Source organism: Brevibacterium senegalense (genome assembly GCF_000285835.1).
GTDB lineage: Bacteria > Actinomycetota > Actinomycetes > Actinomycetales > Brevibacteriaceae > Brevibacterium > Brevibacterium senegalense.
The window spans coordinates 296,882-311,070 of record NZ_HE978600.1 but is presented as its reverse complement, the minus strand read 5'-3'; the positions used below and the strand labels follow the sequence as shown (position 1 = coordinate 311,070).

The window sequence follows — 14,189 nt, the reverse complement described above, 5'->3', positions numbered from 1 at the left end:
CGACCGCGCACTAGGAGAACCGACACCGGTGAGTGACCACTACGAGACCCTGGGCGTCTCCCGCGACGCCAGCGATGCCGACATCAAGAAGGCCTACCGCAAGCTGGCGCGCACGCTCCACCCGGACGTGAACCCGGGACACGAGGATGAGTTCAAGGCCGTGTCGCGGGCGTACGACGTCCTGTCCGATCCGCAGAAGCGGCGCAACTACGACCTGGGCGGCGGCGAGAACGGCCAGGCGGCCGGTGGTGCCGGCTTCGGCGGCTTCTCCGATCTCTTCGAGACCTTCTTCGGCGGCGGGGGCGGCGGCGGGCGCCCGCAGCCGGCGTCGCGCGTGCGGCGCGGCCAGGACGCGCTCGTGGCGCTGCACATCGACCTGCGGACCGCGGCCTTCGGCGGCACGGCGGACGTCGAGATCGTGACGGCGGACCTGTGCGGCACGTGCGAGGGCGAGGGCACGCGCGCCGGCACCCGCGTCTCGACGTGCACGGTGTGCGACGGCCACGGCTCCGTCCAGCAGATGACCCGGACCCTCCTGGGCCAGATGGTGACGAACCAGACGTGCCCCAAGTGCGGCGGCTACGGCACCGTCATCGACGACCCCTGTCAGAACTGCCACGGCGACGGCCGCGTGCGCGCGAACGAGACGATCACGGTCAAGGTCCCCGCCGGCGTCCGCGACGGCAACCGGATCCAGCTGGCCGGCCGCGGCGAGGTGGGCCCCGGCGGCGGCCCGCGCGGCGACCTCTTCCTCGAGGTCATCGTCGAGGAGCACCCGGTCTTCACCCGCGACGGCTCGGACCTGCGCTGCACGCTCACGATCCCCATGACCGCGGCCGCGCTGGGCGCCACGATCCCACTGGAGACCTTCGACGGCGAACAGGGCATCGAAGTGAAGGCGGGAGCGCAGACGGGCGACACGATCCGCGTCCGCGGCCTGGGCGCGCAGCAGCTGCGCCGCGAGGGTCGCGGCGACCTGTTCGTCACCCTGGCGGTCGAGACGCCCACGGCCCTCGACGCCCAGCAGCGCGACCTCCTCCGGCAGCTGGCGGAGGCGCGCGACGAGACAGCGCCCACCGGCAGCGCGGGCGAGACCAAGCACGGACCGTTCTCCCGGCTGCGGGAGCGACTGGCCGGCCGATGAGCCGTCCCGTCTTCCTCGACCGGTCCCTGCCGCAGGCGGCGACGGGTGACGAGGTCCGCGTCGCGGGTTCCGTCGCACACCACATCCGGGTCACCCGGATCGCGGCGGACGAGGAGTTCGACCTGGTCGACGGCGCCGGTCAGCGGTTGCGCTGCGTGCTGGCGCCTGCCACGCCCCCGGACGATCCGGCGGACGGCCGGCGCCGCGGCAGGCGGCGCGGTGAGGACGACGCACCGCTCACGGCGCGGGTGCGAGAGGCGACCCGCGAGGAGCCGGGCCGTCCGGAGCTCGTGCTCGTGCAGGCGCTCGCGAAATCCGGGCGCGACGAGCAGGCGATCGAATCCGCGACGGAGATGGGCGTCGACCGCGTCATCCCCTGGGCCGCCGCGCGGTCGATCGCCGCGTGGCCGGCCGCCAAGGAGGACCGCCAGCAGGCGAAGTGGAGATCGCTGCTCGACACCGCCGCGCAGCAGTCCCGGAGGGCACTCGCCCCGGAGCTCGAGCCGCTGGCCCGCGGCGGCGCGCTGGGCCCGCGTCTGCACGCCGGTGATCGGGTGCTCGTCCTCCACGAGGAGGCTCAGCTGCACCTGGCGGACGTGCTCGACGAGCTCGCCGGTGCGCCGGATGCGGTGCCCGACCGCATCGTGCTGGTCGTGGGGCCCGAAGGCGGTATCGCACCGCAGGAGATCGAGACGCTCGCGGATGCGGGGGCCACCCCGGTGCTGCTGGGCCGGACCGTCCTGCGCGCCTCGAGCGCGGGCCCGGCGGGCATCGCGCTCGTGCAGGCGGCGCTGGGCCGCTGGCGCTCCCCGCGACCCTGATCGGCGCGCCTGATCCGCACTCCCGATCGCCGGTAGACTGCAGGGCACAGGCACTCATCCCGGAAGGACACCCCCTGGACACCGACCACGCCGCACCCGCCGCGCAGACGCCCGGCCCCACGACGGTCCGCCTGGCTCTGCCGGAATCGCTGGACCTCGTCTCCCTCTTCGGACCCGCGGAGGCGAACCTCGTCGCCCTCGAGAAGCTGGCTCCGGACGTCGACGTGCATGTGCGCGGGCGCGACGTCGCACTCACGGGACCGGAGGAGTCCGTGTCCGTCCTGGTCCGCACGATCGGAGAGCTCAAGCGCATGGTCGCCGCCGGTGCCCTCATCGATCCGGACACGGTGACGCGGGTGGGGCAGATCGACCCGTCCGCGGGGGCGGCCTCGGAGATGCTGGGCACCGGCATCCTGTCCTCCCGCGGCCGCACCGTCCGGCCCAAGACCTTCGGCCAGCACGAGTACGTTCGTGCGATCCGCCAGCACACGATCACGTTCGGCCTGGGACCCGCCGGCACCGGCAAGACGTACCTCGCGATGGCGATGGCGGTCAACGCCCTGCAGGCCCGCGAGGTCTCCCGCATCGTGCTGACCCGCCCCGCGGTCGAGGCCGGGGAACGGCTGGGATTCCTGCCGGGCACCCTCAACGAGAAGATCGACCCGTACGTGCGGCCCCTCTACGACGCGCTCCACGACATGCTCGAGCCGGAGCGGATCCCCCGTCTGCTGGAGTCCGGGACGATCGAGGTCGCCCCGCTCGCCTACATGCGCGGCCGCACCCTCAACGACGCGTTCGTCATCCTCGACGAGGCGCAGAACACGACGCCGGAGCAGATGAAGATGTTCCTGACCCGGCTGGGCTTCGGCTCGCGCATGGTCGTGACCGGCGACACGAGCCAGGTCGACCTGCCGCACGGCACCACCAGCGGCCTGCGAATCGTCCAGGGCATCCTCCAGAACGTCGACGACATCGCGTTCTGCACACTCACCAGCAAGGACGTCGTCCGGCACGCACTCGTGTCCGCGATCGTGGACGCGTACGACCTGTGGACGGGCGCCTCGGGAGGCCGCTCATGACCATCGAGATCACCGACGAGTCCGGGGCGGGGATCGACCTCGAGACGGTCCGCGCGCTCACGGCGCACGTGTGCGCCCAGATGCGGATCCACCCGGATGCGGACGTCTACGTCCGGTTCGTGGAGCCCGGGCCCATGGCGGACCTCCACGTGCAGTGGATGGACCTCGACGGGCCCACGGACGTCATGTCCTTCCCCATGGACGAGCTGCGTCCCGGCGACGATGCGGAGCCGGGCGTGCTGGGCGACATCGTCGTCTGCTCGGACGTGGCGGCGGAGCAGGCGGCCGCAGCGGGGCACAGCCTGCTGGACGAGGTGCTGCTCCTCGTGACGCACGGCCTCCTCCACCTGCTGGGGTACGACCACGCGGAGGAGGACGAGAAGGCGGAGATGTTCGGCCTGCAGCGTCGACTACTGCTCACGTTCCTCGCCGCGACCCAGCCGGGTCGCACCAACGCGCCCCGGCCCACGGAGGCCTGAGGCGTGACGATCGCACTGGGCTTCCTGGCCGCCCTCGTCTGCCTGAGCGTCGCCGCCGTCTTCGCCGCGGCGGAATCCGCCTTCGCGACGGTCTCCCGCAGCGACATCGACGACGCGCACGAGGAGGGCCGCCGCGGTGCCGTCCGGCTCCAGCGGGTCGTGGCCGACCCGCTCGTCCACACGTACGTCCTCACGTTCCTCCGCCAGTTCACGGAGGCCCTCGCGACCGTCTTCATCGCCTACGCGTACCTGCAGGTGTTCGATGTGGGCTGGGAGGCCGTCGTCTGCACCGTCGTGACGGCCTCGGTCGCGGTGTTCGTCGTCGCGGGGGTCTCCCCGCGCAACGTCGCCCGGCACTACCCGCTCCAGACCGCACTGCTGCTGGGCGGTCTGGTCTCCGGCCTGCGCACCGCGCTGGGTCCCGTCGCCCTCGTCCTCGTGTGGTTGGGCAACATGCTGACCCCGGCCCGCGTGAGCGGCGGCGGTGCACCGCTGTCCGAGTCGCAGCTGCTGGACTACGTGGACCGGGCGCAGGCGTCGGACGTCATCGAGGACGACGAGCGGACCATGATCGCGAACGTCATCTCGCTGGGCGACACGCGCGCATGGAAGATCATGGTCCCGCGGACGGACCTCGTGTCCGTGAGCACGGGCACGACGCTCGACGACGCGATGGTCCTGTTCCTGCGCTCCGGGTTCTCCCGGGTGCCCGTGACCGGCGAGGACGTTGACGACGTGCGCGGCTTCCTCTACCTCAAGGACATCGCCCGGCAGCTGCACATGCGGCCGGAGCTCAGTGCCGAGGTCGTGGACGGGTTCGCCCGCGAGGCTCGGTTCGTGCCGGACACGAAGCAGGTCGACGACCTGCTGCACGAGATGCAGGCGCGCAACACCCACGTGGCGGTCGTCGTCGACGAGTACGGCGGCACCGCCGGCATCGTGACGATCGAGGACATCGTCGAGGAGATCGTGGGCGAGATCGACGACGAATACGATGTGAGCGACGACGCCGTGTGGCAGGAGGACGGTTCGGCGATCGTGAGCGCGCGCATGGACATCGACGACCTGGCCGAGCTCTTCGACGTGAAGATCGAGGATGAGGACGTCTCGAGCGTGGGCGGCCTCCTCCAGAAGCTCGTGGGACGCGTCCCGATCGCAGGGGCGCACGCGCGGATCGCCGGGCTGCGCCTCGAGGCGCTGCCCGGTGAGGGACGACGGCACAGGATCACCCGGGTGCGCGTGGACGGCGCCCGCGACAGGACCACCCAGGAGGCATGACGATGACGGACCAGACAGGATCAGACCGGACGGAGCAGGACGACACCGGGCAGGACGCGGCGCAGTCGCTCGACGACCGGATCGCGCAGGCACTGGGGACCTCGGGCGGATTCCGCACGGACTACCCGGACACGTACCGCGCCGGCTTCGCGTGCCTCGTGGGCCGGCCCAACACGGGCAAGTCGACACTCACGAACGCGCTCGTGGGGGAGAAGGTGGCGATCACCTCGGACAAGCCGCAGACCACGCGGCACACCGTCCGCGGCATCGTGCACCGTGACGACCACCAGCTCATCCTCGTGGACACCCCGGGCCTCCACCGTCCGCGGACCCTGCTGGGGGAGCGGCTCAACGACCTCGTCGCGGGCACGCTCGCGGAGGTCGACGTCATCGGCTTCTGCGTCCCCGCGGACGAGCAGCCCGGACCCGGTGACCGCTACATCGCCCAGCAGTTGGCGCAGTTCGCCGGACGCACGCCCGTAGTCGCGCTCGTGACGAAGACGGACCGGGTCTCGAAGGACGAGGTGGGCGCGGCCCTCCTGCGCACCGCGCAGCTGGGCGACTTCGCGGACGTCGTCCCCGTGTCCGCCGTCCAGGATTTCCAGGTCGACACGGTCGACGCCGTCCTGTCCGCCCACCTGCCGCTGTCGCCGCCGCTCTACCCGGACGGCGACCTCACGGACGAGCCCGAGGCCGTCATGGTCGCGGAACTGGTCCGGGAGGCCGCGCTCGAGGGCGTGCGCGACGAGCTGCCCCATTCCCTGGCCGTGCAGGTCGAGGAGATGAATCCGCGCGAGGGTCGGCCGGACGACAAGCCGCTGTGGGACGTCCATGTGAACGTCTACGTCGAGCGCCCCAGTCAGAAGGCGATCATCGTCGGGCGGGGCGGCTCCCGCCTCAAGCAGATCGGCTCGCAGGCCCGCCGGGGGATCGAGGCACTGCTGGGCACACCGGTGTACCTCGACCTGCACGTCAAGGTCCTCAAGGACTGGCAGCGCGATCCCAAGGCGCTGGGACGGTTGGGCTTCGACTTCGCCTGACCCGCGTCCCATCCGTGCGTCCTGTCAGGATGCTGGGAATCTGTATGCTTGACGCTCGTGAGCACCGCCCAGATCATCCACCTCTCAGAGTCCGACCCGCGCATCTCGCCGGATGAGCTGATCGACGGGCTCGTCCCGCCACCGCAGTTCGAGGACGTGTCCTTCGACAGCTATCGGCCCGATCCGACCCAGCCCACGCAGTCGCAGGCCCGGGACACGCTCCAGGAGTTCGTGGCCGCGCCGGGCGGATCCGGGGGACTGCTGGGTCGCCTCTTCGGAGGCGGGCGGAAGAACCGGTCCCGCGGCGTCTACCTGGACGGCGGCTACGGCGTGGGCAAGACCCACCTCCTGGCGTCCGCCTGGCACGCCAGTGAGAAGCCCGCGACCTTCGGCACGTTCGTCGAGTACACGAACCTCATCGGCGCGCTGGGCTTCGTGCGTGCCCGCGACGAGCTCTCGCAGATGCGGCTCGTGTGCATCGACGAGTTCGAGCTGGACGACCCCGGCGACACCGTCATGATGTCCCGCCTTATGCGCGAACTCACCGACGCCGGCGTGCGGATCGTCGCGACCTCGAACACGCTCCCGGGCGCGCTGGGGCAGGGCCGCTTCGCCGCGCAGGACTTCCTGCGCGAGATCCAGGCGCTCGCAGACCAGTTCACGATCATCTCGATCGACGGCGACGACTATCGCGCCCGCGGTCTGCCGCAGCCGCCGGAGCCCCGTACGCCGGAGCAGCTCGAGGCGGCGCTGGGCGGCCTCGAGGGCACGGTCGCGCGGGACGGCTTCGCGGACGCGGTCGCACATCTCTCCACGGTCCACCCCTCGCGCTACGGGCGCCTGCTCGACGGGGTGGATGCGGTGATCTGGGACGACGTGACGACGATCGAGAACGAGGGGGTCGCCCTGCGCTTCGTCGCGCTCGTCGACCGGATGTACGATCGCGACATCACCGTCCTGTCCAGCGGCGAGCGGTTGGACCGCGTTTTCACCGACGACATGGTGGCGGGCGGCTATCGGAAGAAGTACCTGCGCTGCCTGTCGCGCCTGACGGCGCTCGCGCACAAGGCGGACGACTGACGGAGGACCCATGACGGATGCGACCGGACCACTCACCGACCCGGCCGGAGTCGCAGCCGCACTGCGCTTCGACCCGCAGCGGGGACTGGACGGGGTCGACCCCGCCGCCACCCCGGGGTTCTCCGGAGGCAAGAAGGACGGTCAGTCCGCGCAGGAGGACGACGCCCCGCGCATCCGCAGCGCGCAGGAGCGCCTCTACGCGAACGCGCTGTCCGCGCAGGGGCGCAAGCGCGCGCTCCTCGTGGTCCTGCAGGGCCGCGACGCCGCCGGCAAGGGCGGTATCGTGCGCCACCTGTCCGGTGCGGTGGGTCCCCACGGTCTGCAGACGACCGCGTTCGGCGTGCCCACGGACGAGGAGGCGGCGCACCACTTCCTGTGGCGCGTGCAGCGTCGGGTGCCGGCCTGGGGACGGATCGCCGTCTTCGACCGGTCCCACTACGAGGACATCCTCGCCGTGCGGATGCACGACCTGGCGCCGCGCTCCGTCTGGGAGCCCCGCTACGAGACGATCACGGAGTTCGAGGACGGTCTGTCGCTCAGTGGCATCGATGTCGTCAAGATCATGCTGACCGTCTCGCAGGACGAGCAGGCCGCACGGCTGCGCGAGCGGATCGAGCAGCCGGAGAAGGCGTGGAAGCACTCCGCCTCGGATCTGGCCGATCGCCTGCGCTGGCACGAGTACACGCAGGCCTTCGAGGATGTGCTCCACCGGACCGACGGCGACAGCGCCCCGTGGTACGTCGTGCCGGGCGACCGCAAGTGGTACGCGCGCTGGGCGGTGGGACGGATCGTCCTGCACCACCTCGATGCGATGGGGCTCGAGTACCCGCCTGCGGACTTCGACCGCGCCGATGCGCTGCGCGCGCTCGAGGAATCAGCGGCGACGATCGCGCGCGACTGACGGGGGTCAGCCCAGTCCGGTCCAGGCGGGCACCCACTCGCGCGGCACCCAGGCGGGCAGGCCGATGAGGAGCAGCACCAGCCAGACGGCGCCCACGACGCAGGCGCATGTGAGGAGGCCCAGCCCGGCCCCCACGCTCCAGTGGCTGGCGGCGACCCAGCGCGTCCACGCCCGCAGCCTCGCCTGCGCGAACCGCAGGAGCCGTCGGGCGAAGGAAAACTCGGAGGCGACGATCGCGACCCCCGTCAGCACGATGAGCCAGCCCGGTCCCGGCATCGGGACGAGGATGAGACCCACGACGATGATGAGGGCTCCCAGCACCCCCACCGTCACGCGGTAGAGGCGGGCCGTGCGCGGACGGGCGTCCAAGCGGGTGCGCCAGCGCAGGTATCCCAGCCGCGTGCGGCGGAACCACGGCCTGCCCTGCTTGTGGCTGCGCGACAGCCACCCCTCCGGCCGTTCCGACTTCCTGTCGTTCACATCCCGGAGTCTAAGCACGCATCCTGGGCCGCCTCTCAGCATGTGACGAGGGCCACTCCAGGACGATTGGACTTGGCCCGGGGGGCCGTGTAGATTTATCTCTCGTTGCGGGGAACAGCCCGGAACACAGGGAGCGAGAGCTTCCACGCGGATGTGGCTCAGTTGGTAGAGCATCACCTTGCCAAGGTGAGGGTCGCGGGTTCGAGTCCCGTCATCCGCTCGGAGACAGGTCAATGACAGGTCAACCGTCCCACGGTGGAGTGGCCGAGAGGCGAGGCAGCGGCCTGCAAAGCCGTATACGGGGGTTCGAATCCCCTCTCCACCTCGCTAGGCCCCTACGGGGCAGAGCGCGATTGGCGCAGGGGTAGCGCGCTTCCTTCACACGGAAGAGGTCACTGGTTCGATCCCAGTATCGCGCACGGCGGAGACATCCGCCGGCACCGCTCACGCGGTGACCACCACAGCTGAATAGCCTGTGCACAGGCGCGATTGGCGCAGCGGTAGCGCGCTTCCCTGACACGGAAGAGGTCACTGGTTCGATCCCAGTATCGCGCACAGGGATGAGGAGCCCCCCGGGAGACCGGGGGGCTCCTCGCATTCAGCGGCTCCCACCGGACGGTGCGGGGTGCGGACCACGCGTTAGACTCGCTCGTGGCGCGGGACCCGGTCTGTCCCCGTCATCGCCCACCCATGAAGGAGCGCCACGTGGCTCACAGCATCACCCTCGACGGACGGCCCCAGGAGATCGAGGAGGGGATGACGGGGACGCAGCTGTTCGCGGATCGCCGCGACGTCGTCGCCCTCCGTCTCAACGGCGCCCCTGCGGACCTCAGCCGGACGCTGAGCCCGGGTGATGCAGTCGAACCCATCACGCTCGCGGACCAGGACGGCCTCGACATCCTCCGGCACTCCGCCGGGCACGTCGTGGCGCAAGCGGTCCAGGAGCTGTTCCCCGGCAGCACGCTGGGCATCGGCCCCTTCATCACCGACGGGTTCTACTTCGACTTCGGAGGCGTCGATCCGTTCACCCCGGAGGATCTCAAGGAGATCGAGAAGCGCGCCAAGCAGATCATCAAGGAGGGGCAGACCTTCCACCGCGTCGAGGTGTCGGAGGAGGACGCGCTGGCGCGCATGGCGGACGAGCCCTTCAAGACGGAGCTCATCACGACCCGCTTCAGCCCGTCCGCCGACGACGAGGCGGCCGTCGAGGTCGCCGCGGGCGACCTGACGGTGTACGAGAACCGCAACCGCAAGGGCGAGGTCGTCTGGCAGGACCTGTGCCGCGGTCCGCACCTGCCCACCACCAAGCACATCGGCCAGGGCTTCGCCGTGACCCGGTCGTCCGCCGCTTACTGGCGCGGCGACCAGTCGCGGGACTCGCTGCAGCGCGTCTACGGCACCGCATGGGCCAGCAAGGAGGACCTCCGCGCGCACCAGGAGCGCCTCGCGGAGGCGGAGCGCCGGGACCACCGTCGCCTGGGCATCGAGCTGGACCTCTTCTCGTTCCCCGACGAGCTGGGCTCCGGCCTGCCGGTCTTCCACCCCAAGGGCGGTGTCATCAAGCGCGAGATGGAGGACTACGTCCGCGCCCGGCACATCGCCTCGGGCTTCGAGTACGTGGGCACCCCCCACATCTCGAAGGAGGAGCTGTTCCACACCTCGGGCCACCTGCCCTACTACGAGGAGGGCATGTTCCCCGCCCTCGCGGTCGACGAGGTGCGCGACGCGGACGGCCGTGTGGTCAAGCCCGGGCACCCCTATCGCCTCAAGGCGATGAACTGCCCCATGCACAACCTCATCTACCGCGCCCGCGGCCGCTCCTACCGCGAACTCCCGCTGCGGCTCTTCGAGTTCGGCTCCGTCTACCGCGACGAGCCCTCCGGCGTCATCCACGGCCTCACGCGCGTGCGCGGCTTCGCCCAGGACGACTCCCACTCGTACGTGACGCAGGAGGGGGCGGCGGACGAGATCCGGCACCTCCTCGACTTCATCCTCTCCCTGCTCCGGGACTTCGGCCTCGACGACTTCTACCTCGAGCTCTCCACCCGCGACGAGGACGGTCGGAAGAAGGACAAGTTCATCGGCTCCGACGAGCAGTGGCGGACCGCGACGCAGGTCCTCGAGTCCGTCGCCCGCGAGACCGGCCTGGAACTGGTGCCGGATCCGGGCGGCGCGGCCTACTACGGGCCCAAGATCTCCGTCCAGGCGCGCGATGCGATCGGACGCACGTGGCAGATGTCGACCGTGCAGTACGACTTCAACCAGCCGGAGCGGTTCGATCTCGAGTACCAGGCCTCCGACGGCAGCCGCCAGCGCCCGGTCATGATCCACTCCGCGAAGTTCGGCTCGATCGAGCGGTTCATGGGCGTGCTGACGGAGCACTACGCCGGTGCGTTCCCCGTCTGGCTGGCCCCGGTGCAGGTCGTGGGAGTCCCCGTCGCAGAGGCCTTCGCGCCGTACCTCCAGGAGATCGCCCAGCGGCTGCGCGCGCACGGCGTGCGGGTCGAGGTCGACGACTCCGCGGACCGGATGCCCAAGAAGATCCGCACCGCCACGAAGCAGAAGGTGCCTTTCATCCTCATCGCCGGCGGCGAGGACCAGGAGGCCGAGGCCGTGTCGTTCCGCTTCCGCGACGGGTCGCAGCGCAACGGCGTCCCCGTCGACGAGGCGGTCGAGGAGATCCTCGCGGCGATCCGTTCGAAGGCGCAGGTATGACGGGCGGGGCGCCGCAGGAGGCGTCGCCGGGCGGCGCGCCGCCTGTGCAGGCCGAGTCGCCGGAGGGATTCCCGCGGCAGACGGACGGGTTCGACCGGCTGTGGACGCCGCACCGCATGGTCTACGTGGCCGGCGACCAGAAGCCCACGGACGGGGGAGCCGTCGACTGCCCGTTCTGCGCCGCACCCGGTCGCACGGACGAGGAAGGCCTCATCGTGGCGCGCGGTGAGCACGTCTACGCGGTGCTCAACCTGTACCCGTACAACCCGGGCCACCTGCTCGTCTGCCCGTACCGGCACGTGGCCGACTACACGGACCTGACGGCGGACGAGACCCGCGAGCTGGCGGAGTTCACGCAGGAGGCGATGCGGGCGATCCGCCGCGTGTCCTCGCCGCCCGGCTTCAACCTGGGGATGAACCAGGGTGCGGCTGGCGGTGCGGGCATCGCCGCGCACCTGCACCAGCACGTCGTCCCGCGGTTCGCCGGGGACGCGAACTTCCTGCCGATCGTCGCGCAGACGAAGGCGCTGCCGCAGGTCCACGACCAGGTGCGCGCCCTCGTGGCCGCGGAGTGGGGCGCCGGTGGCTGATCCCCGGGACCTCATCGCCGCGTTCCACACGGTGGGGCGCCCGCTGCTGCTCGAGGACGCGGTCGTCGTCGAGATCACCCGTCCCGACCTCGAGGCGGACGTGTACACGACCCGCCTCCACACGGTGCCGCTGTCCGGGCCCGGACCCGTGCGACGGTTCTCGTCGGGGACCTCCGACCGCGGACTCGTGCAATCGGGCGGGGTCCGGGCCCTCCTCCGCGCGACCGGCGACGGGCCCGCGCAGCTGTGGGCCGGCCTCGGCGACGGTCTGCCCCGCGCGGTGACGGACGAGCCGCTGGGAGTCCTCGACGCCGTCCTGGACGGTCACGACGCCCTCGTCATCGCCCGTGACCCGGAGCCCGGCCGGTACGGCACCGATCCGGACGTGGGACCCGAGGCTGAGGCCCCGCGCAGGATCACGACGGCCCAGTACCAGGCGAACGGGCTGGGCTACACCCTCGACCGCCCCGCGCGGCTGCTGCGGGTGCCGCTCGACGACGAGGCGGCCGCCGCGCCCGCGGGGGGCATCCCGCTGCCCGCCACCACCGAGGTCCTCCGCCTGCGCGGGGACGTGCGCGAGCCGCGCGCGCAGCACGGTCGGGTCTCCGCCCTGGGGCCGGCAGTGGAGCCCGGCACCGTCGCGGATCTGCGCACGGCGGTCTGGATCGTGGGTCCTGACGGTGCCCACCGTCTCGACACGGGCACGCTGAGCGTCGGGTCGCACGCGTGGCTGGACCGCGACCGCGTCCTGCTCCTGGCGGCGGACATGGGGCCGGGCCACGCGGATTTCGTGGCCCGGGTCGCGGGACTGCACCTCCACGACACCCGCGACGGCTCGACCGTGCGCCTGACCCCGGAGGACCGGTGCGAGCTGGGCGGCGACCTGCGCGTCGTGGACGGCCGTGCGATGTGCCTCGAGACGCACGACGGGGCCGAGCGCCTCGTCCGGATCACCCTCCCCGGAGAGGGCGGCGGTCAGGCGCACGTCGAGGCACTCACCCCGGACGACTGGGTCGTGACCGGCTGGGACGCGGATGCGGACGGTCGGATCGTCGTGACGGCGGCGACGCCCGCGAGCGCGGGAGACGTGTTCCGGCTGGACCCGGACGCGGAGCCGGTCCCGCTCACCGCGCTGCCGGGCCCGGACTGGTCCCGAGCGCACGCGATCACCGCGCAGACCGACGGGGGAGAGGTGCACGGCTGGTGCGCCGTGCCGGAGGGCCCCGGTCCGCATCCCGTCGTGCTCCTCATCCACGGCGGCCCGTTCGCTCAGTACACGGCCGCCGTCCTCGACGAGGTGCAGGTGCTGCTGGACGCGGGGATCGGCGTCGTGTGGTCCAACCCGCGCGGCTCCGCCGGACGCGGGCGCGACTGGGGCCTGGCGGTCCGGGGCGACTTCGCGGAGCCCGCGGCCCGGGACGTGCTGGCCGTCCTCGACGCCGCGCTGGAGGCGCACCCCGCCCTCGACCGCAGTCGGCAGGGCGTGGCCGGCGGCTCGTACGGCGGCTACCTCACCGCGATGATCACCTCCGCCCACCACCGCTTCGCCGCCGCGATCGTGGAGCGCGGGTTCCTCGACCCGGTCGCCTTCGCCGGCACGAGCGACATCGGCATGCATTTCGGCCACGCGTACGTGGGCACGGACCCGGCCGAGGTCGCGCGCCAGTCCGCGGTCGCGCGCGTGGGAGACGTCCGCACCCCCACGCTCGTCCTCCACTCGGAACAGGACCTGCGGTGCCCGCTCGAGCAGGCCCAGCAGTACTACGCGGGGCTGCTGCGGCACGGGGTCGAGGCGGAGATGCTCGTCTTCCCCGGAGAGGACCACGAACTGTCCCGCAGCGGGCGGCCGCGTCACCGCGTCGCCCGCTCCCGTGCGATCGTCGAGTGGTGGGGGCGCCACCTGGGCGGCTCCGGGCCCGCGGAGCAGGACGCCTGATGCTCAACTCGCTCGCGCGGGCGGCGTTCACCCGCCTCTTCACCCCGCCGGCGAAGCTCCTGCTGCGACTGGGCCTCACCGCGGACGCGGTGACCGTGATCGGGACGATCGGCGTCTGCCTGGGCGCCCTCGTCGCGTACCCGCTGGGACACCTGTTCTGGGGCACCGTCGTCATCACGGTGTTCGTGCTGGCGGACATGCTCGACGGCATCATGGCGCGGCTGTCGGGGGAGAGCTCGAAGTGGGGCGCCTTCCTCGACTCGACCCTCGACCGGATCGCTGACTCCGCCGTCTTCGTAGGGCTCGCACTCTGGTTCTTCCTGGGCACCGACGACCCGCTCACGGCGCTGCTCGCCCTCATCTGCCTCGTGACCGGTTCGCTCGTGTCCTACGTGCGGGCCCGCGGCGAGGCATTGGGCGTCACGGCCGCCGGTGGCATCGCGGAGAGGGCGGATCGGCTGCTCGTCACCCTCGTCGTGACGGGCGTCGTGGGTCTGGGGGTCCCCGTCGTGGCCCTCACGATCGCCCTGGGCGCGCTGAGCGTCCTCTGCATCATCACCGTCGCCCAGCGGATGGCGGCGGTGCGCGCCCAGCTGGCGGGCGGCCCGACTGTAGAATGACGTGTCACCCGGCTCTCGACTGATAC

13 protein-coding genes and 4 tRNA genes are annotated in these 14,189 nt (G+C 71.6%); 16 read left to right on the top strand and 1 reads right to left on the bottom strand.

What is annotated here, in order from left to right; genetic code table 11:
- The first annotated feature begins 28 nt into the window (after positions 1–28).
- From dnaJ to HGBR_RS01435, 8 genes are all read left to right on the top strand, one after another.
- Positions 29–1,144, top strand: coding sequence for a molecular chaperone DnaJ (gene dnaJ / locus HGBR_RS01470; protein WP_019157560.1), 1,116 nt, complete (start codon positions 29–31; stop codon positions 1,142–1,144).
- Positions 1,141–1,965 carry a 16S rRNA (uracil(1498)-N(3))-methyltransferase gene (locus HGBR_RS01465; RefSeq protein WP_019157559.1) on the top strand — a complete coding sequence of 275 codons (825 nt, stop codon included), beginning with the start codon at positions 1,141–1,143 and terminating at the stop codon, positions 1,963–1,965. The genes dnaJ and HGBR_RS01465 overlap by 4 nt, the downstream gene beginning before the upstream one ends.
- A gap of 74 nt (positions 1,966–2,039) precedes the next feature.
- Positions 2,040–3,044 (top strand): PhoH family protein, encoded by a 1,005-nt coding sequence (locus HGBR_RS01460; protein WP_083882683.1) that lies wholly within the window; start codon positions 2,040–2,042, stop codon positions 3,042–3,044.
- Positions 3,041–3,523: an rRNA maturation RNase YbeY gene (ybeY, locus tag HGBR_RS01455; protein ID WP_019157557.1), complete on the top strand. Its 483-nt coding sequence runs from the start codon at positions 3,041–3,043 to the stop codon at positions 3,521–3,523. The genes HGBR_RS01460 and ybeY overlap by 4 nt, the downstream gene beginning before the upstream one ends.
- A gap of 3 nt (positions 3,524–3,526) precedes the next feature.
- Positions 3,527–4,801: a hemolysin family protein gene (locus HGBR_RS01450; protein ID WP_019157556.1), complete on the top strand. Its 1,275-nt coding sequence runs from the start codon at positions 3,527–3,529 to the stop codon at positions 4,799–4,801.
- Entirely contained in the window at positions 4,798–5,841 is a 1,044-nt protein-coding gene (gene era / locus HGBR_RS01445) for a GTPase Era (protein ID WP_019157555.1), read from the top strand. The genes HGBR_RS01450 and era overlap by 4 nt, the downstream gene beginning before the upstream one ends.
- Positions 5,842–5,898: 57 nt before the next feature.
- Positions 5,899–6,921 (top strand): cell division protein ZapE, encoded by a 1,023-nt coding sequence (gene zapE, locus HGBR_RS01440; protein ID WP_019157554.1) that lies wholly within the window; start codon positions 5,899–5,901, stop codon positions 6,919–6,921.
- Between the two features lie 10 nt (positions 6,922–6,931).
- Complete coding sequence (locus HGBR_RS01435) at positions 6,932–7,822, top strand: PPK2 family polyphosphate kinase (RefSeq protein ID WP_019157553.1); 891 nt, start codon at positions 6,932–6,934, stop codon at positions 7,820–7,822.
- A 6-nt stretch (positions 7,823–7,828) separates the two neighbouring features.
- On the opposite strand, the gene HGBR_RS01430 is transcribed toward HGBR_RS01435, so the two are convergent.
- The gene (locus HGBR_RS01430; protein WP_019157552.1) at positions 7,829–8,302 is read right to left on the bottom strand and encodes a PGPGW domain-containing protein; all 474 of its coding nucleotides are present in this window, start codon (positions 8,300–8,302) and stop codon (positions 7,829–7,831) included.
- A gap of 147 nt (positions 8,303–8,449) precedes the next feature.
- On the opposite strand from HGBR_RS01430, the gene HGBR_RS01425 reads away from it, so the two are divergent.
- The 8 genes from HGBR_RS01425 to pgsA all read left to right on the top strand — a co-directional run bounded on the left by HGBR_RS01425 (position 8,450) and on the right by pgsA (position 14,163).
- Positions 8,450–8,522: transfer RNA gene (locus HGBR_RS01425), tRNA-Gly, on the top strand.
- Between the two features lie 34 nt (positions 8,523–8,556).
- Positions 8,557–8,627: transfer RNA gene (locus HGBR_RS01420), tRNA-Cys, on the top strand.
- 22 nt (positions 8,628–8,649) lie between these two features.
- Positions 8,650–8,721, top strand: a tRNA-Val gene (locus HGBR_RS01415).
- 64 nt (positions 8,722–8,785) lie between these two features.
- Positions 8,786–8,857, top strand: a tRNA-Val gene (locus tag HGBR_RS01410).
- Positions 8,858–9,007: 150 nt separating this feature from the next.
- On the top strand, positions 9,008–11,017 hold the full coding sequence (thrS, locus tag HGBR_RS01405; RefSeq protein ID WP_019157551.1) for a threonine--tRNA ligase: 2,010 nt from the start codon (positions 9,008–9,010) through the stop codon (positions 11,015–11,017).
- Positions 11,014–11,607, top strand: a complete 594-nt coding sequence (locus tag HGBR_RS01400) for an HIT family protein (RefSeq protein WP_019157550.1) — start codon at positions 11,014–11,016, stop codon at positions 11,605–11,607. The genes thrS and HGBR_RS01400 overlap by 4 nt, the downstream gene beginning before the upstream one ends.
- Positions 11,600–13,543, top strand: coding sequence for a prolyl oligopeptidase family serine peptidase (locus HGBR_RS01395; protein WP_019157549.1), 1,944 nt, complete (start codon positions 11,600–11,602; stop codon positions 13,541–13,543). The genes HGBR_RS01400 and HGBR_RS01395 overlap by 8 nt, the downstream gene beginning before the upstream one ends.
- Entirely contained in the window at positions 13,543–14,163 is a 621-nt protein-coding gene (gene pgsA / locus HGBR_RS01390) for a phosphatidylinositol phosphate synthase (protein ID WP_019157548.1), read from the top strand. Before HGBR_RS01395 ends, pgsA begins: the two co-directional genes overlap by 1 nt.
- Positions 14,164–14,189 lie beyond the last annotated feature (26 nt).